This window comes from Arsenicicoccus cauae (assembly GCF_043162025.1).
Classification (GTDB): domain Bacteria; phylum Actinomycetota; class Actinomycetes; order Actinomycetales; family Dermatophilaceae; genus Arsenicicoccus; species Arsenicicoccus cauae.
Map to the genome: position 1 here is coordinate 2,246,588 of NZ_CP171001.1, position 16,805 is coordinate 2,263,392.

13 protein-coding genes and 2 tRNA genes are annotated in these 16,805 nt (G+C 72.0%); 6 read left to right on the top strand and 9 right to left on the bottom strand.

The window, feature by feature from the left end; all coding sequences use genetic code 11:
- Positions 1-31: 31 nt before the first annotated feature.
- A tRNA-Asn gene (locus ACF3NS_RS10510) sits at positions 32-104 on the top strand.
- A 144-nt stretch (positions 105-248) separates the two neighbouring features.
- On the opposite strand, the gene ACF3NS_RS10515 is transcribed toward ACF3NS_RS10510, so the two are convergent.
- Entirely contained in the window at positions 249-1,073 is an 825-nt protein-coding gene (locus tag ACF3NS_RS10515) for a transporter substrate-binding domain-containing protein (protein WP_392465953.1), read from the bottom strand.
- A 115-nt stretch (positions 1,074-1,188) separates the two neighbouring features.
- Between ACF3NS_RS10515 and ACF3NS_RS10520 the strand changes: the two genes are divergently transcribed.
- The gene (locus tag ACF3NS_RS10520) at positions 1,189-2,019 is read left to right on the top strand and encodes a DUF1206 domain-containing protein (RefSeq protein ID WP_392465956.1); all 831 of its coding nucleotides are present in this window, start codon (positions 1,189-1,191) and stop codon (positions 2,017-2,019) included.
- A gap of 13 nt (positions 2,020-2,032) precedes the next feature.
- On the opposite strand, the gene ACF3NS_RS10525 is transcribed toward ACF3NS_RS10520, so the two are convergent.
- Together ACF3NS_RS10525 and ACF3NS_RS10530 are read right to left on the bottom strand one after the other, a co-directional pair.
- Positions 2,033-3,136 (bottom strand): hypothetical protein, encoded by a 1,104-nt coding sequence (locus ACF3NS_RS10525; RefSeq protein WP_392465957.1) that lies wholly within the window; start codon positions 3,134-3,136, stop codon positions 2,033-2,035.
- A gap of 99 nt (positions 3,137-3,235) precedes the next feature.
- A tRNA-Ile gene (locus tag ACF3NS_RS10530) sits at positions 3,236-3,309 on the bottom strand.
- Positions 3,310-3,630: 321 nt separating this feature from the next.
- Here ACF3NS_RS10530 and ACF3NS_RS10535 point away from each other — a divergent pair.
- From ACF3NS_RS10535 to ACF3NS_RS10545, 3 genes are all read left to right on the top strand, one after another.
- The gene (locus ACF3NS_RS10535) at positions 3,631-5,169 is read left to right on the top strand and encodes a DUF1800 family protein (protein ID WP_392465960.1); all 1,539 of its coding nucleotides are present in this window, start codon (positions 3,631-3,633) and stop codon (positions 5,167-5,169) included.
- 12 nt (positions 5,170-5,181) lie between these two features.
- A complete protein-coding gene (locus tag ACF3NS_RS10540) occupies positions 5,182-6,660 on the top strand; it encodes a DUF1501 domain-containing protein (protein WP_392465963.1) in 1,479 nt (492 codons plus the stop codon).
- Between the two features lie 142 nt (positions 6,661-6,802).
- Positions 6,803-7,339: a DUF3145 domain-containing protein gene (locus ACF3NS_RS10545; protein WP_154594037.1), complete on the top strand. Its 537-nt coding sequence runs from the start codon at positions 6,803-6,805 to the stop codon at positions 7,337-7,339.
- Between the two features lie 141 nt (positions 7,340-7,480).
- On the opposite strand, the gene fabF is transcribed toward ACF3NS_RS10545, so the two are convergent.
- The 5 genes from fabF to ACF3NS_RS10570 form a co-directional block, all read right to left on the bottom strand.
- Positions 7,481-8,734 (bottom strand): beta-ketoacyl-ACP synthase II, encoded by a 1,254-nt coding sequence (gene fabF, locus ACF3NS_RS10550; protein WP_392465966.1) that lies wholly within the window; start codon positions 8,732-8,734, stop codon positions 7,481-7,483.
- A gap of 94 nt (positions 8,735-8,828) precedes the next feature.
- Complete coding sequence (locus ACF3NS_RS10555; protein ID WP_019284666.1) at positions 8,829-9,077, bottom strand: acyl carrier protein; 249 nt, start codon at positions 9,075-9,077, stop codon at positions 8,829-8,831.
- 116 nt (positions 9,078-9,193) lie between these two features.
- Complete coding sequence (locus ACF3NS_RS10560; RefSeq protein ID WP_154594039.1) at positions 9,194-10,237, bottom strand: beta-ketoacyl-ACP synthase III; 1,044 nt, start codon at positions 10,235-10,237, stop codon at positions 9,194-9,196.
- A complete protein-coding gene (locus ACF3NS_RS10565; RefSeq protein ID WP_392465968.1) occupies positions 10,234-11,187 on the bottom strand; it encodes an ACP S-malonyltransferase in 954 nt (317 codons plus the stop codon). Before ACF3NS_RS10565 ends, ACF3NS_RS10560 begins: the two co-directional genes overlap by 4 nt.
- A 131-nt stretch (positions 11,188-11,318) precedes the next feature.
- Positions 11,319-12,497, bottom strand: a complete 1,179-nt coding sequence (locus ACF3NS_RS10570; protein ID WP_311966657.1) for a helix-turn-helix domain-containing protein — start codon at positions 12,495-12,497, stop codon at positions 11,319-11,321.
- A gap of 103 nt (positions 12,498-12,600) precedes the next feature.
- On the opposite strand from ACF3NS_RS10570, the gene ACF3NS_RS10575 reads away from it, so the two are divergent.
- Complete coding sequence (locus ACF3NS_RS10575) at positions 12,601-13,821, top strand: glycerophosphodiester phosphodiesterase (RefSeq protein ID WP_392465970.1); 1,221 nt, start codon at positions 12,601-12,603, stop codon at positions 13,819-13,821.
- A gap of 189 nt (positions 13,822-14,010) precedes the next feature.
- Here ACF3NS_RS10575 and aceE read toward each other — a convergent pair whose 3' ends face one another.
- On the bottom strand, positions 14,011-16,767 hold the full coding sequence (gene aceE / locus ACF3NS_RS10580; protein ID WP_288798196.1) for a pyruvate dehydrogenase (acetyl-transferring), homodimeric type: 2,757 nt from the start codon (positions 16,765-16,767) through the stop codon (positions 14,011-14,013).
- Positions 16,768-16,805: the final 38 nt, after the last annotated feature.

The window sequence follows — 16,805 nt, forward strand, 5'->3', positions numbered from 1 at the left end:
TAAAGTCTCTCTCGCGCCGCACGCGGTGCGATCCCCTGTAGCTCAATTGGCAGAGCAGCCGGCTGTTAACCGGCAGGTTATTGGTTCGAGTCCAATCGGGGGAGCAGCGAGGCCCTGACCAGCAAGGATACGGTCAGGGCCGTTCTGTTGGCGGTGCCTTCGCCCGAGGCTGTCGTCCTGACCCTGCTGCCCAGCTACCCAGCCCTGCCCAGCCCGCTCCCGGCGCGCAGGCCGGGGCGCGGCTCCCCTCATGAGCAGCCGGTCACCGGTGAGGGCGGCGCAGGGACGCTGCCCACGACGCCTGTCTTGACCAGCTGGTCGGCATACAGCCTGGCCCACGAGCCGTCCTCGATGGACTGCTCCAGGGCGGTCTTGACCCGCCCGCACAACGCGGCGTCCTCGTCCGTGACCCGCAGGTAGTAGTCGATCGTGCCCATGTCCGCCCCGACCACCCGGATGCTGCCCCGGAAGGGTGCCTCCGAGGCGTAGCCGCGCAGCGCCAGGCCCTCGTCGCTGACCGCGTCGACCGTGCCCTGCCGCAGCTCGGTGAGGCAGGTGGACAGGGTGCGGCGCAGCGCGAGCTTGGCCCCGGGGAAGGTCGTGGCCGCCGCGCGGGCCAGGTGGGTGCCGTCGACGAGGCACACCCGGCGACCGGCCAAGGACCGCGGCGTGACCTGACCCTGCTCCCCGGCTCGCACGGCGATGTCCTGCCCGCCGCGCAGGTACGGGCCCACCAGTCGCACGCCCGCCGGAGGCGTCGTCCCGGTGGGATAGGCCGCGACCAGCAGGTCGTAGGGCACGGCTCCGTTGGTCGGGGTGGCGCGGGGCTCGGGGACGTTGCTGAGGTTGACGTCCTTCTTGCCGGGGTAGCCCAACCGGGCGGCCAGGTCCCGGGCCAGCTCGCTCTCGAAGCCTGACTGGTCCCGCAGCACCCGCAGGCCCAGCCCCGGCCGGTCGTAGGACACCCCCACGACCAGGGAGTCGCGCCCGCACGCCGCGGTGACCAGGGCAGCGACCGTGGCGAGCGCCAGGCCCGCGGCGCGTCGACGACGCGGTCGTGGCGTGCGGGGCATCGCGGTCCTCTCCTCGGGGTGGTCCGTGGCCAACCTATCGGCCCTCGGGCACGATCCCGGCAACGGCAGGCCGGAACGGCCCACGCCGAGGACTGGTGACGGGCATCATGTGCCCATGAGCGTGCAGAGACGCAGCGGGTCCGCCTCCGGCGACGTGAGGGACCACCTGGAGGACGTCGCCCAGGCGGCCGGCGACCACCCCGCGACGGAGGCGGCGGTGAGGACGGGCTACGCCGTCAACGGCCTGCTGCACCTGCTGATCGCCTGGATCTGCCTGCAGCTGGCCATGCTCCACGCGACGGGCGACGCCGACCAGTCCGGCGCCCTCGCGGCCCTGTCCCAGCACACGCTCGGCCGGGTCGCGCTGTGGCTGGGGGTGCTGGGCTTCCTCGGGCTCGCCCTGTGGCAGCTGACGGAGGTGGTCGTCCCCGGGCTCGGGGGCGACAGCTGGCAGTCCCGGCTCAAGGACGGCGCCAAGGCCGTGGTCTACGCGATCCTCGCCTGGTCCGCCTTCGGCTTCGCGCGCGGCACGGGCTCGTCGGGCAAGCAGCAGGTGCAGGGCTACACCGCGAGCCTGCTGGGCGCGCCGGCCGGCCGGATCCTCGTCGCGGTGGTCGGGCTCGCCATCATCGGCGTCGGCATCTACCACGTCGTCAAGGGGCTGCGCCGCCGGTTCCTCGGTGACCTCGAGGACGACCCCGGCCCGCTCGCGGTCTACGCGGGGATGCTGGGCTACCCCACCCGCGGGGTCGCCCTGGCCGTCGTCGGCGGGCTCTTCGTCGCGGCAGCCATGGCCAACTCGTCGTCGCGGACCAACGGTCTCGATGGCGCCCTGCGCTTCCTGCTCGTCCAGCCCTATGGTCGGGTGGTCGTCGCCTTCATGGCCCTGGGGTTTGCGGCCTTCGGGGTCTACTCGTTCTTTCGGGCGCGGCACGCGGACGTATGACGGGGGCCCGGCCCTAACGGCCGTAGTCCACGGGGAGCACCTCGAGGCGGTCGATCGGGAACGGCTCGTGCTGGCCGTCGCCGCTGCCGTTGAGCGACTCCCACCCGCTGCCGGCACCGAGCAGCCTCGGGTAGGGGTCGGCCGTGAACGCCGAGGCGTTCTCCGCGCGGAAGCTCACGGCCCCGCTGGTGTCCCACACCACCAGGCCGAACTCCTGGGCCGCGCGGGCGATGGTCCGGGCCGTCCGGGTCAGGCGGAGGGAGTCCAGGTCGAGATCGGCGGGAAGCCGCAGTCGCTGGCCCTGGCGCAGCACCGACAGACCGCGGGGGTTGCGGCCGTCCGAGCGCACCGCGGGCCACGAGTGGGTCGGGGCGGGTGCGGCATACGGGACGGCCACCCCCACGACATGGTCGATGTGCCCACGGCGCAGCTCCTCGGCCCGGACGAGTCCACCGGCGAAGGGAAGCCCGGTGGCCGTCGTGCCGAGGGGGAACGGAAAGACCCCGTCGCTGCGCGAGGCGCCCCGGATCGACCCCCCGCCGCACGCCGTCCACGTCCCGTCCGGCCCGCGGGACAGGCGCCACAGGTCGGTGTAGCGGTCCGTGGCGGGGTCGTGCAGCGCCGCCTCGTGGTCGCTGCCGCCCGCCGGACGCAGGTCGTCCGGGATGCGCAGGCCCCGCAGCGAGGAGACGACGCGAGGGTCCAGCCGGCACCCGGGGGCCGCGCGGACGTCGTGGACCGGGTCGTTTGCGGTGGTGGTCACGAGTGGTGGCGTGTAGTCGTGCGTGTTGAGGGTGACGTTGGGCAGGCCTGGTCGGCCATGCTCGACGGCGGCGACCCGCAGGTCGCGGACGATGGCGGCGCTGTCGGCAGCCGTGGGGGTGGACGCGGGCAGCGGGGTGTACCAGAACGAGGACGCGGCGAACACGCGCTGGGGGACGGGCGTGCGACCAGCCGCCGGCGCCGGCCCAGCGCCGGCGGATCCTGACCCCTCCGTCGTCGTGGGGCCGGACGAGCATGCGCCGAGCGGTGCGCAGAGCAGCGCGGCGAGGGTCAGGCCGACGGTGAGGGCTGCGCGCGGCGGCATACGGCTCCCGTCTGGCCAGTCCTGGGCCATGGAGGTGAGGCCACGGACCACCCTGCGTCGAGTGGCCCGCCCCGAGCTGGTGGGCGGCGGGCCCGGGAGCGAGCGCTCCCGGGCCATGCTCGCCAGGCGTAGGCCGGGTCGGGCTTGAACCGACGACCGACGGATTATGAGTCCGCTGCTCTGACCGACTGAGCTACCGGCCCTGGGTCCGACGAGGGACCCCTCACCCTACCGTCACCGTCGGTGCGACCCCGCGTCGGGACAAGCGTCACCCACCATGGCTCGACCCAACCCCCATCATCGGCAGGCTTACGCTAAGTCAGCGAAGATCGTTCAAGGATTGGGCTGTGCGGGTGATAAGTCCCGCACTTGCGGTCATTCATGGTTACAGAATGTGTACTCCCTCTCGCTCACGAAGGTGGTCGCATGCCTGCCTCCCCCTCCTCACCAGGCTCATCTCGGGGTCGACCGGTCCCACCCCTCCTCCCCGGCCGGCGCCTCGGCCGACCACCACGCCCAAGGTCGTGAACCCGGACCCACGTCTCGTCCACACCGTCCCGGCGGTCGCGACGTCCGTGCACGCCCCCACGCTGCCGCTGCGCACGACCCCCGCGTGGCACCTCGCGCGCCGCGCGGCCCAGGCCCCCACAGCGGCCATCGTCGCCGACATCGAGCGGCTGGGCACGAGGGCGTGGATCAACCAGCAGCTCGACCCGGCGTCGATCCCCGACACGACGTGGGACGGCCTCGTCCAGCGCTGCTTCCCGTGGCTCAACCTGACCAACAAGCAGGTGCAGGACCTGACGGGAGGCGGCTTCCGTGGCAGCCCCGTCATGGCCCACGCCAACGCCGCGCGGCCGTTGTTCACCCACCGGGTTCTCTGGGAGAACGTCGTCACGATGTGGGGCGACCTGCTCTACGTCCCCTACCGCAGCAAGGCGGACAGCTTCACCCTCGAGTACGACTGGAAGGTCCTGCGTCGCCACGCCTTCGGGCGGTATGCCGACCTCCTGCACGCCGCCGTCACGCATCCCGCGATCCTCAACAACCTCGACAACGACGTCAGCTCCAGGGACAACCCCAACGAGAACCTCGGCCGGGAGATCCTCGAGCTCTACACGGTCGGGGTCGGGACCTACACGGAGACCGATGTCCGGCAGTCCGCCCTGATGCTGACGGGACACTCGGTCGACTGGGGCACCCGCGACTACGTGTACCACCCCGGGGCCCACCACGTGGGGCCGATCACGGTCATGGGCTTCAGCCACGCCAACGCCACGTCCGCCGGCGGACCGACGGCGCTGCGCGCCTACACGGACTACCTGGCGCGTCACCCGGCGACCGCGCGTCGCCTCGCCCGCGTGATCGCCACGAGGTTCGTGTCGGACACGCCGAGCGACGCCCTGGTGCAGACCCTCGCCTCGACCTACCTGGCGTCGGACACGGCGATCGTGCCGGTGCTCCGGCGCCTCTTCGACCACCCTGAGTTCTGGGCGTCGGTCGGCCACAAGTGGTCCCGGCCGGCCGAGCTCGCCGCCAAGGCCGTGCGTGCCTCCAAGCCCACCGGGTACTCCTTCGCGCAGCCCATCACCGCGAACCCGTGGGCCATGAGCAACTACTTCTGGTTCCTCTACCAGTGCGGTCACGCACCGCGCGACTGGCCGCGCGTGGACGGCTACCCGGACGACGCCGACGCGTGGCGCAGCACCATCGCCACGCTGTCGTCCTGGAACGTCATGCACGCCCTGGCCTGGGGATGGGGCGACGGGCCGACCTACCCGGACGAGCCGGACCAGGACCCCGGCCAGGGCCTCCCGCACTGGCACACCGCCCTCGGCGTCAAGGAGGGCGACAACGTCCTGGCGACGGCGCGGCGCATCACCTTCGCCCTGACGGGCTACGTCTGGCGGGACGAGGACATCGCCCCCATCGCGTCCTGGCTGTGCAGCTACGGCGAGCGGCCGGCCACGGCGGGGGACACGCTGCCGGACTACGCGGCCCGCGGCTGGCTGCGCGAGGCCGTGCGCCTGATCCTCGCCAGCCCCTACTCCTTCCTGCGCTGATCGGAGAGCACCGTGAGCACCCCCCGCAGCACGTCGACGGTCGCGGCCGACCGTCACGCACCCCTGGTCCATGAGGACCTGGTCACCCCGATGCACCATCACGACGAGTCACGCAATCACCTCGTGGTGCGCACCGAGGACGGGCCTCGGGTCATGTCGGCGGCCGACGCGGCGTCATACATCGCCCACGTCCGTCCCCCAGCCTGTCCGCACGAGGTGACCGAGGCAGCCGGCTGGCGCGGGCCGGTGCGGCGCCGCACCGTCCTGCAGGGCGCGGCCCTCGGCCTCGGGGCGCTGCTGGCGGAGTCCGCCGTGCCGCGCTACGCCTTCGCCGAGACGGCGACCCAGCGCGACCTGCTCGTGGTCATCTTCATCCGTGGTGGGGCCGACGGGCTCTCGCTCGTCCCGCCCGTCCAGGACAGCGCCTACCTCGCGGCCCGACCGACCATCCGGGTCACCGCGTCCCAGGCCCTGCCGCTGGGCGGCGCGGTGGGGCTCAACCCCGCGATGACGGGCCTCAAGGCGCTCTACGACGCGGGGGACCTCGCGGTCGTGCTCGGCGCGGGCAACCCGGCGGTGCGGCGTTCTCACTTCGAGGACATGAACGCCATGGAGTGGGCGGCCCCCGCCAACATGCGTTCGGGGTGGCTCGCCCGGCACCTCACCAGCAGCGGACCCACGACCGGGACCATCCGGGCGATCACCCGGGGGTCCCAGGTCGCCCTGTCGCTCAGCGCCCCCAGCATGGAGACCCCCGCGGTCGCCGAGCTGGCGAGCTTCGGGCTGCAGCCGACCTACACCAAGGACGGCGTCACCCGGGAGCGCATCACCGCCATCGTCGACCAGATGTATGCCCGCGCCGGCGGCGGTGCCGCCCTCACCGCGCGCTCCACGCTCGACGCCGTCGCCCGCCTCGCGGACCAGCGCGCGATCGCCGCCGAGGGCAGGTACGTGCCGGCCAACGGCGCCGCCTACCCCGACACGACCTTCGGCAAGGGCATGCGCGACGTCGCGCAGATCGCCAAGGCGGGCAAGGGGCTGGAGGTCGCCTGCATCGACAACGACGACTGGGACATGCACCGCAACCTCGGCGTCGCGCAGGACACCAACGGGTGGATGTGGCGTCGCGCCGCCGACCTGTCGGCCGGGATCACCGCCCTGCGCGCCGACCTCGGTGACCTCTGGCAGCGCACGACCGTGGTCACGATGAGCGAGTTCGGCCGCCGCGTCCAGGAGAACGGCGACCAGGGCCTGGACCACGGGCACGGCAACGTCATGTTCGTGGCCGGCGGGGGAGTCAACGGCGGCAAGGTCTACGGCACGATGCCCTCGCTCGCTCCGGCCAACCTCGTGCAGGGCGACGTCCCCATCACCACGGACTACCGGCAGGTGCTCAGCGAGGTCGTCGGGGGGCGACTGCTCAACGGCGGCAACCTCGCGACGATCTTCCCGGGCTTCACCCCCAGCGCGACCCCGCTCGGCGTCGTCTGAGGTGCTCGCACGGTGTGTCGTTCACCCGGAAGGCCTGGCGTCTCCAGGAATGATGGGGCATGATTGACGACGCAGCGTGACCAAAGCTCTCCTGGGTCCCGAGGTCGTTGGGGAAGACGTCCCTCGCACACAGGAGGTCCGGATGTCCGTTGCAGCCGATCTGCACAGGGGCGGCGACGCCACCCCGACGACGCGAGGCGTGGTGTTCATCCATAGCGCCTCTACTGCGATGTGCCCGCACGTGGCCTGGGCGCTCGAGGGTGTCCTCGGCACCGCGGTGACCCTCGACTGGACGAGCCAGCCTGCTGACGCGCGCCTCCGGCGCACCGAGGTCAACTGGGTCGGGCCGGCGGGCACCGGGGCCGCCCTCGCCAGCGCGCTGCGCGGCTGGGACTCGCTGCGCTACGAGGTGACCGAGGACCCGAGCCCCGGGTGCGACGGCTCCCGGTGGGCGCACACGCCCGACCTCGGCCTGCACCACACATGGATCTGCGCCAGCGGCGACGCCGTCGTCAACGAGGACCGGCTGCGCCACGCGCTGGCCCAGGCGCAGGGCGACCCCCGCGTGCTGGCGGAGATCGTCGACCAGATCCTCGGGGCCCCGTGGGACGCCGAGCTCGAGGCCTACCGCGAGGCCGGCGACGGTGCGCCCGTCCGCTGGTTGCACAAGGTCGGCTGACCGGAGCGTCACCTGGGCGGTGTGCGCGCCCGGGTGACCGAGACCGTATGCCGAGGGCCCGGCCGCTCCCGTGGTGGGAGGGGCCGGGCCCTCGCTGCTGCCATCCCGCAGTCACGGTCGCGGCAGCGGCGCCACGAGTGCTCAGCCGTGGCTCTTGATCACGAGTGCGACATTGGCCCCGCCGAACCCGAAGGAGTTGTTGAGCGCGGCCAGGTCGCCCTCCGGCAGGGTGCGCGCCGTGCCGGTGACGACGTCCAGGTCGATCTCGGGGTCCTGGGACTCCAGGTTGATCGTCGCCGGGATCGTGCGGTCCCGCAGCGCCAGCACGGCCAGGATCGTCTCCAGGGCGCCGGCGGTGCCGAGGAGGTGGCCGGTCATGGACTTGGTGGCCGTGACGGCGATATCGGCGGTGTGCTCCCCGAACGCCCGGTGGATGGCCCGGGTCTCGGCGACGTCGCCGACCGGGGTCGAGGTGGCGTGCGCGTTGACGTGCACGATGTCCGTGGTGGTCAGGCCCGCGTCCTCGATGGCCTCGACCATGGCGCGGGCGGCGCCGCGTCCCTCGGGCTCCCCGGCCGTGATGTGGTAGGCGTCGGCCGAGGCGCCCGCGCCGGCGATCTCGCCGTAGATGCGGGCGCCACGAGCGGCGGCGTGCTCCTCGGACTCCAGGACCAGCAGTGCGGCGCCCTCGCCGAGCACGAACCCGTCGCGGTCCTTGTCGTAGGGACGCGAGGCGCGCTCGGGCTCGTCGTTGCGGGTCGACAGGGCTTGCATCGCGGCGAACCCGGCGACCGGGAGGGGGTGGATGGCGGCCTCGGTGCCGCCGGCGACGACGACGTCGGCCTTGCCGCTGCGGATGAGGGTGAGGGCCTGGGCGATGCCCTCGGCGCCGGACGCGCAGGCGCTCACCGGCGTGTGGGCGCCTGCGCGGGCGGTCAGCTCGAGCGAGACCGCGGCGGCGGGGCCGTTGGCCATGAGCATCGGGACCGCGAGAGGGAAGACGCGGCGGGGTCCCTTGTCGCGCAGCACGTCCCACTGGTCCAGGAGGGTCTGCACGCCACCGATCCCCGTGCCGAGGCAGACCGCGAGACGCTCGGGCTCGACCTCGGGGGACCCCGCGTCGGCCCAGGCCTCACGCACGGCCACGAGGGCGGCCTGGGTGCTGGGGTCGTTACGACGGACCTCGACCTTGCTGAGGACGTCAGCCGTGGGGACGGCCAGGGTCGCGGCGAAGGTGACCGGCAGCTGGTGCTGCGCGACCCAGTCGTACGGCATGGGGCGGGCGCCGGAACGGCCCGCGAGGATCGCGTCCCAGGTGTCCTGGACGTTACCGCCGACGGGCGTCGTGGCACCGAGACCGGTGACGACGACGCGGCGGCTGCTCGAGGTGGTCATCTCGCTGCTCCTTGGTCGGTGAGGTGGGGGCCGGACGGGGCGGGCCGGGCGTCCAGCCGCGGCTCGCCCCGTCCGGAGGCGGGTGCGCCTCGGGTCAGCCCTGGGCCCCGTTGATGTAGGACACGGCGTCGCGCACCGTCTTGAGGTTCTTGACCTCGTCGTCGGGGATGCGGACGCCGAACTTCTCCTCGGCGTTGACCACGATGGTCATCATCGACAGGGAGTCGATGTCGAGGTCCTCGGTGAAGGACTTGTCCATCTGGACCTCGGCCGCGTCCAGGCCGGTCTCCTCGTTGACGATCTCGGCCAGGCCCTGGAGGATCTCGTTCTCGTTCATGGCCATCTCAGGCTCCTTACTCGGTTGCTCCGACCGTGCGGTGCGGAGGGTGGGATGGTGCGGGCTGACCCGATGGGTCCCGTCGGGCCGCGGGGTACTGGGGGAGGCGCCGGGCGCCACGGTCACGGCAGGACGACGACCTGCGCGGCATAGACCAGACCGGCGCCGAAGCCGATCTGCAGCGCCAGCCCACCGTGCGGTGCCTGGCCCTCGGTCAGCATGCGATCGGTCGCCAGCGGGATCGAGGCGGAGGAGGTGTTGCCCTGGTGCCGGATGTCGTCCGCGACGGGGACGTGCTCCGGCAGCTTGAGCTGCTTGACCAGCGCGTCGACGATGCGGATGTTGGCCTGGTGGGGGATGAAGGCGTCCAGGTCGCCGGCCGTGATCCCGGCCGCGTCCAGGGCCTCCCGGCAGACGGGAGCCATCGCGTAGACCGCCCACCGGAACACGCTCTGGCCCGCCATCGTGAGGTAGGACCACGGCATCGCGTCGCGGGGGCTCTGCTCCTCGAGGCTGCCGACGTGCGCGTGGTCGCGCAGGTCCACCCAGGAGTACTTGTTGCGGATGACGTCCCAGTCCTCGCCCTTGGAGCCCCACACGGTGGGTCCGATGCCCGGGAAGTCCGACGGCCCCACGACGGCGGCGCCGGCGCCGTCGCCGAAGATGAAGGCCGTGCCGCGGTCGTGCTTGTCGGTGAAGTCCGAGAGCTTCTCCACCCCGATGACGAGGACGAACTCGGCAGTGCCGCCGCGGACCATGTCGTTGGCCAGGCCGATGCCGTGGCAGTAGCCCGCGCAGGCCGCCGACAGGTCGAAGGCCGCCGCGGGCGTCGCGCCGATGCGGTGGGCCACGGCCGCGGCGGCGCTCGGCGTCTGGAAGGGGTGCGTCACGTTGGCGACGATGACGGCACCGAGCTGGTCGGCGCCGACGCCGGCCTTGGTGAGCGCGTCCTCGGCTGCGGCGCAGCTCATGTCGATCACGGACTCGTCCTCGCGGGCCCAGCGACGCTCCTCGATCCCCGACCGGCTGCGGATCCACTCGTCGGACGAGTCGATCCACTGGCAGACCTCGTCGTTGGTGACGACACGCTCGGGGCGATAGCCCCCGACGCCCCAGATGCGGGCGTGGGCGGCGCCGGAGCGCTCGGTGATGGTGGGCCTGGTCATGCGCTCGCTCCTTGGGTCGCCGCCTCGCCGTGCTCGCGGATCATCCGGTGCGCGGCCTCGAGGTCGTCGGGCGACTTCAGCGCCAGCAGCTCCACGCCGGGCATGGACCGCTTGGCCAGACCCACGAGGGTGCCGGCCGGGGGGATCTCGATGAGCCCGGTCACGCCCTGCTCGACCATCGTCTGCATGCACAGGTCCCAACGGACCGGGCTCGCGACCTGGCTGACCAGCCGCTGCAGCACCTCGCGACCGTCCCGCACGATCTGGCCGTCCTTGTTGGAGACGATCGGCACCCTGGCGTCATGGCTGGTCACGCCACGGGCGAGGACCTCGAGGCGAGCCTGCGCAGGAGCCATGTGCTCGGTGTGGAAGGCCCCGGCGACGGGCAGGGGGATGACCCGGGCCTTGGCCGGCGGGTCCGCCTTGAGGGCCTCGAGCTGCTCCAGGGTGCCCGCCGCGACGGTCTGCCCACCGCCGTTGACGTTGGCCGGCGTCAGCCCGTGACGCTCGAGGGTGGTCCGCACCTCGTCCGCCTCGCCCCCCAGGACCGCGGTCATGCCGGTGGGGGAGACGGCAGCGGCCTTCGCCATACCGGCTCCGCGCTCGCGCACGAAGACCAGGGCCTGCTCGGCGGTCAGGACGCCGGCGGCGCAGGCCGCGGTGATCTCACCGACCGAGTGGCCGCTGCCCAGTCCGATGGCCGGGTAGCCGGCCGAGGGGTGCTCGAAGAGCGCCAGGAGGCTCAGCAGGCCGGCGCCGACGATGAGCGGCTGCGCGACGTCGGTCTCGGTGATGGTGGGCTTGTCCGACTCGGTGCCGTGGGTGACCAGGTCGGTGCCGGCGACCGCGGAGAACCACTCCAACCGGTCGCGGAATCCGGAGAGCTCCAGCCAGGGGGCGAGGAAACCGGGGGACTGGGAGCCCTGTCCAGGGCACACGATCGCTAGCACCCGACCACTCTCCCCCGAAGCGGCCACCGGCGCCGTGCCGGAACGGCACGAGAATCGGTCTGGTTCCTTGGAGGATTCCTACAAAGCAGGGTCGTATGCCGGAACCTCCCGCGGGAGGGGCCTGCGCTCGCTCATCGCCAGGACTGCGGCGCCGCAGCGCCCAGCCGACCGAGCGCCAGCGCCAGCCGGACCGTGAAGGCGTCCCGGGACGAGGTGAGGTCCTGGCCCGTCACCTGCGCGATCCGCCCGAGGCGGTAACGGACCGTGTTGGGGTGGACGAACAGCACCCGGGCGGTCGCCTCGAGGCTCGCCTCGTCGAGGTACGCCGCTGCCGTCTCGAGCAGGCCGCCCCCGCTGTCGACGAGGGGGCGGTGGATGCGCTCGAGCAGCGCCCGGCGGGCGTGGTCGTCCCCCGCGAGCACGCGTTCGGGGAGCAGGTCCGAGGCGGCGACGGGGCGCGGCGCGTCCGGCCAGGCCCGGGCCGCGGCCAGGCCGGACAGGGCGGCCCTCGCCGAACGTCCGGAGGCGAACAGGTGCGGGACGGTGGGCCCGAGCACCACCGGCCCGTCGCCGAAGTAGGCCAGGAGCCGGCCGGCCGCGTCGGCGACGTCGCCGGTGCCACCCAGGATGACCACGAGGTGGCGCCCCTGGACCGCGCTCAGCGCCTCGACGTGCAGACGTCCGGCCGCTCGCCGCACCGCGTCGATCACCGCCGCGGTGTCCTCGTGCGGGCTCAGCCCCGCCACGACCGTCACGTGCCGGATCGACCCCCACCCGAGCGCGGTGGCGCGCGAGCGCAGCGAGTTGTCGGCCTCACCACGGATGACGGCGTCCACCACCAGGGACTCCAGCCGGGCGTCCCAGGCACCCCGCGACTCGGCGGCCTCGGCATACACCTGGGCGGCGGCGAAGGCCACCTCCCGGCTGTAGCGCAGCACCGCCTCGCGCAGGGCGGGCTCGTCGCCGGCGACAGCCAGTCCCTCGACCTCCTCCTCGACCACCCCCACGACCGACCGGACCAGGTCCAGGGTCTGGGCGAGCGAGACCGACCGCGTCAGCTCGCGCGGTGCCGTGCCGAAGACATCTGCGGTGACCATCGGGGGCGCCGTGGGGTCGCGCAGCCAGCCCAGGAAGCTGCCGATGCCGGCCTGGGCGACCAGCCCGACCCAGCTGCGGTCCTCCGCGCTGAGCGAGCGGTACCACTCGTGCTGCGCCTCGATGCGGGTCGTGGCGGCGGTCGCCAGGCGTCCGGCGCTGTCCTGGACCCGCTGCAGGGTGGCGGGTGAGGGGGCCGGGCGGGGGGAGGGCACGACGGCAGCCTAGTTGTATGACGCCGACAAGCCGTCACGCGGACGGCGGACGTTCACCCGGTGGCCGGGCGACGGTCGCCTGCCAGGGCTAGCGTGCACGCCCATGAAGCGAACCACCACCCTCGCGGCCGTCGTCCTCGCGGCGGCCCTGCTGCCCGTCAGCGCCTCGATGTCCTCCGCCAGCCCGGCCGGGTCCGGTGCCGCGCGCCCGTCGGCCGATGACGACTCGCGCTCGGCGGACCATCGCGGCAAGGACCACGGCGGCAAGGACCGCCGCTACACCGACGCCAAGGGCATGCCGTCGCCGCTCGTGGTCGCGCACCGCGGCGCGTCCGGCTACCGGCCCGAGCACACGATCGCCGCCTATGAGCTGGCGGTCGCGATGGGCGCCGACTACATCGAGCCCGACCTGGTGATGACCAAGGACGGTCAGCTGGTCGACCGGCACGAGCCCGAGATCTCCGGCACCACCGACGTCGCCGCGCACCCCGAGTTCGCGTCCCGCAAGACCACCAAGAAGCTCGACGGCGTCGACGTCACCGGTTGGTTCACCGAGGACTTCACGCTGGCCGAGCTGCGCACCCTGCGCGCCAAGGAGCGTCTGGCCACCGTGCGTCAGCGCAACACGATCTACGACGGGATGTACCAGGTCCCGACCTACGAGGAGGTGCTCCAGCTGCGCGAGCGCCTGTCGCGCCAGTACAACCGCACCATCGGCATCATCCCCGAGATCAAGCACTCCACGTACTTCCACGCCAAGGGCCTCAACCCCGAGCCGGTGGTCGTGCAGCTCACCGAGAGGTACGGCCTCAACAAGCGCAACGCGCCCATGTGGATCCAGTCCTTCGAGATCACCAACCTCAAGGACCTGCGCTTCCGCCACGGCTACAAGGCGAATTCGACCTTTCTCGCATGGACCGGGACCGGCCCGCTGGACGGCCCCTACGACCTGGTGTCGCGCGGCGACAAGCGGCTCTACCAGGACTGGATGACGCCGAAGGGCCTCAAGGAGATCTCCCGCTTCGCCAACGGCATCGGGCCGGAGAAGTTCTTCGTCATCCCCAAGAAGGCCGACGGCACCCTCGGCCAGCCCACGTCCTTGGTCGGCGACGCCCACCGGCTCGGGCTTAAGGTCATCCCCTGGACCTTCCGCAACGAGAACCAGTTCATGGCCAAGGACTTCCAGAACGGCACCAACCCGGCCGACTACGGCAAGGCGGTCCAGGAGCAGGTGACCTATCTGCGCACCGGGCTCGACGGGCTGTTCACGGACAACCCCGACACCGGCGTCGTCGCGCGCGACGTCCTCTGGGGTCGTCTCTAGCCGCCACCTCCGACAGCCCGCGGCCGGCGCCGAGTGGCCGGCCGCGCCGAGGGGTCGCGAAGTCACGCGACACGCCGTGAGACGCGGATCTGCGCCCCCTCGGCGGGACACCGCAGCAGACGTGAGGGCCTGGTCCACGTGGACCAGGCCCTCACGATCTCGGGGCGGGGAGGGGGCGGGGGGCGCCCGTCAGGCGTCGCCGCCCGCGTTGCCGCTGGTGCCCGCCGTGACGTCCGTCAGGCGGTACTTGTCCATCGCCTCCTGGGCGACCGAGCGCTCCACCACACCCTGCTTCGCGAGCGCCGCGAGGGTCTGCACGACGATGGACGGGCCGTCGATGTGCAGGTGGCGACGAGCCGCGGCCCGCGTGTCGGAGAAGCCGAAGCCGTCGGCACCCAGCGTGAAGTAGTCGCCCGGCACCCACGCGCGGATCTGATCCTGCACCGCGCGCATGTAGTCGGACACCGCCACGACCGGGCCCGGACGACCCTTGAGCGCCGTCGTGACATAGGCCTCGGGAGCGTCCTGCGAGGGGTTGAGGAAGGCCTGCTTGTCGACCGCCAAGCCGTCCCGGCGCAGCTCGTTCCACGAGGTCACCGACCACACGTCGGCGGCCACGCCCCAGTCCTTGGCGAGCAGCTCCTGCGCCTCGAGGGCCCACGGGACCCCGACGCCCGACGCGAGCAGCTGGGCCCGCTTGTCGCCCGCGTCACCGGCGTCCTCGGCCTCCTTCAGGAGGTACATGCCCTTGAGCAGGCCCTCGACGTCCAGACCCTCGGGCTCGGCCGGCATGACGATCGGCTCGTTGTAGACCGTCAGGTAGTAGATGACGTCCTCGGCGTTCTCGCCGTACATCCGGCGCAGACCGTCCTGCATGATGTGCGCGATCTCGTAGGAGTAGGCCGGGTCGTAGTGCACGACCGCCTCGTTGGTCGAGGCCAGCAGCGGGGAGTGCCCGTCCATGTGCTGCGTGCCCTCGCCGGTGAGCGTCGTCTTGCCGGCCGTGGCGCCGATCAGGAAGCCGCGGGTGAGCTGGTCCGCGGCGGCCCAGATGGAGTCACCGGTGCGCTGGAAGCCGAACATCGAGTAGAAGACGTACATCGGCACCATCGGCTCGCCGTGCGTCGCGTATGACGTGCCCGCCGCCGTGAACGCCGCCAGCGACCCGGCCTCGTTGATGCCGAGGTGCAGGATCTGACCGTTCTTGGCCTCGCGGTAGGCCAGCATCAGCTCGTGGTCGACGGGGGTGTAGTTCTGCCCGTGCGGGTTGTAGATCTTGATCGTCGGGAAGAACGAGTCCATGCCGAAGGTGCGGGCCTCGTCGGGGATGATCGGCACGACGCGTTGGCCGAACTCCTTGTCGCGCATGAGGTCCTTGAGCAGCCGGACCCACGCCATGGTCGTGGCGATGGTCTGCTTGCCCGAGCCCTTCTTGACCGTCGCGTAGGCCTTGTCCTCCGGCAGCTTGAGGGCCTTGCCGGGGTCGCGTCGCGACGGCAGACCGCCACCCAGCTCCTTGCGCCGCGTCCTCATGTAGGCGATGCGGTCGTCGTCCATGCCGGGGTGGTAGTACGGCGGCTGGTAGGGGTCGTCCTCGAGCACCTTGTCGGCGACGGGGATCTCGAGCCGGTCGCGCAGGTCCTTGAGGTCGTCGAGAGCGAACTTCTTCATCTGGTGCGTCGCGTTGCGGCCTGCGAAGTGCTGCCCGAGGAAGTAGCCCTTGATCGTGTGGGCGAGGATGACGGTCGGCACGCCGGTGGTCTCGGTCGCGGCCTTGTAGGCGGCGTAGACCTTCGTGTAGTCGTGGCCGCCACGGGTGAGACGCCATACCTCGTCGTCCGACCAGCCCTCGACCATCTTGGCCGTGCGCGGGTCGCGACCGAAGAAGTGCTCCCGGACGTAGGCGCCGTCGTTGGCCTTGAAGGTCTGGAAGTCGCCGTCCGAGGTGGTGTTCATGAGGTTGACCAGGGCGCCGTCGCGGTCGGCCGCGAGCAGCGGGTCCCAGCCGCGGCCCCAGACCACCTTGATGACATTCCACCCGGCCCCGCGGAAGAAGCTCTCGAGCTCCTGCATGATCTTGCCGTTGCCGCGGACGGGGCCGTCGAGGCGCTGCAGGTTGCAGTTGACGACGAAGGTGAGGTTGTCGAGCTCCTCGTTGGCCGCCCACTGCAGCGCACCGCGGGACTCCACCTCGTCCATCTCGCCGTCGCCGAGGAAGGCCCACACGTGCTGCTGCGAGGTGTCCTTGATGCCGCGGTTGTGCAGGTAGCGGTTGAACTGCGCCTGGTAGATCGCGTTCATCGGACCGATGCCCATGGACACCGTCGGGAACTCCCAGAAGTCGGGCATCTGGCGGGGGTGCGGGTAGGACGGGATCCCCCGGACCGTGCCGTCCACGACGTGCGAGTGCTCCTGGCGGAAGCCGTCGAGCTGGGCCTCGTCGAGGCGCCCCTCGAGATAGGCGCGGGCGTACATGCCGGGGGAGGCGTGGCCCTGGAAGAAGATCTGGTCGCCGCCGCCGGGGTGGTCCTTGCCGCGCCAGAAGTGGTTCATCCCGACCTCGTAGAGCGTCGCGGCGGATGCGTAGGTCGAGATGTGGCCGCCCACGCCGATGCCGGGGCGCTGGGCACGGTGCACCATCATCGCGGCATTCCACCGCAGCAGGCGGCGGTAGCCGCGCTCCGTGGTCTCGTCGCCCGGGTACCAGGGCTCACGCTCGGGCGGGATGGTGTTGACGTAGTCCGTGGACGTCAGCGAGGGGACGCCGACCTGGCGCTGGCGGGCCCGCTCCAGGAGCTTGAGCATGACGTAGCGGGCACGCTGCCGACCGCCCTCGTCGATGATCCCGTCGAGCGACTCGATCCACTCCTGCGTCTCCTCCGCGTCGATGTCGGGGAGCTGGTTCGGCAGTCCGTTGATGATCGGACCGACACCATCGCGTGCCACCACGCCTGTGTCCTTTCCTAGAGGAACCTCCCGGCGCA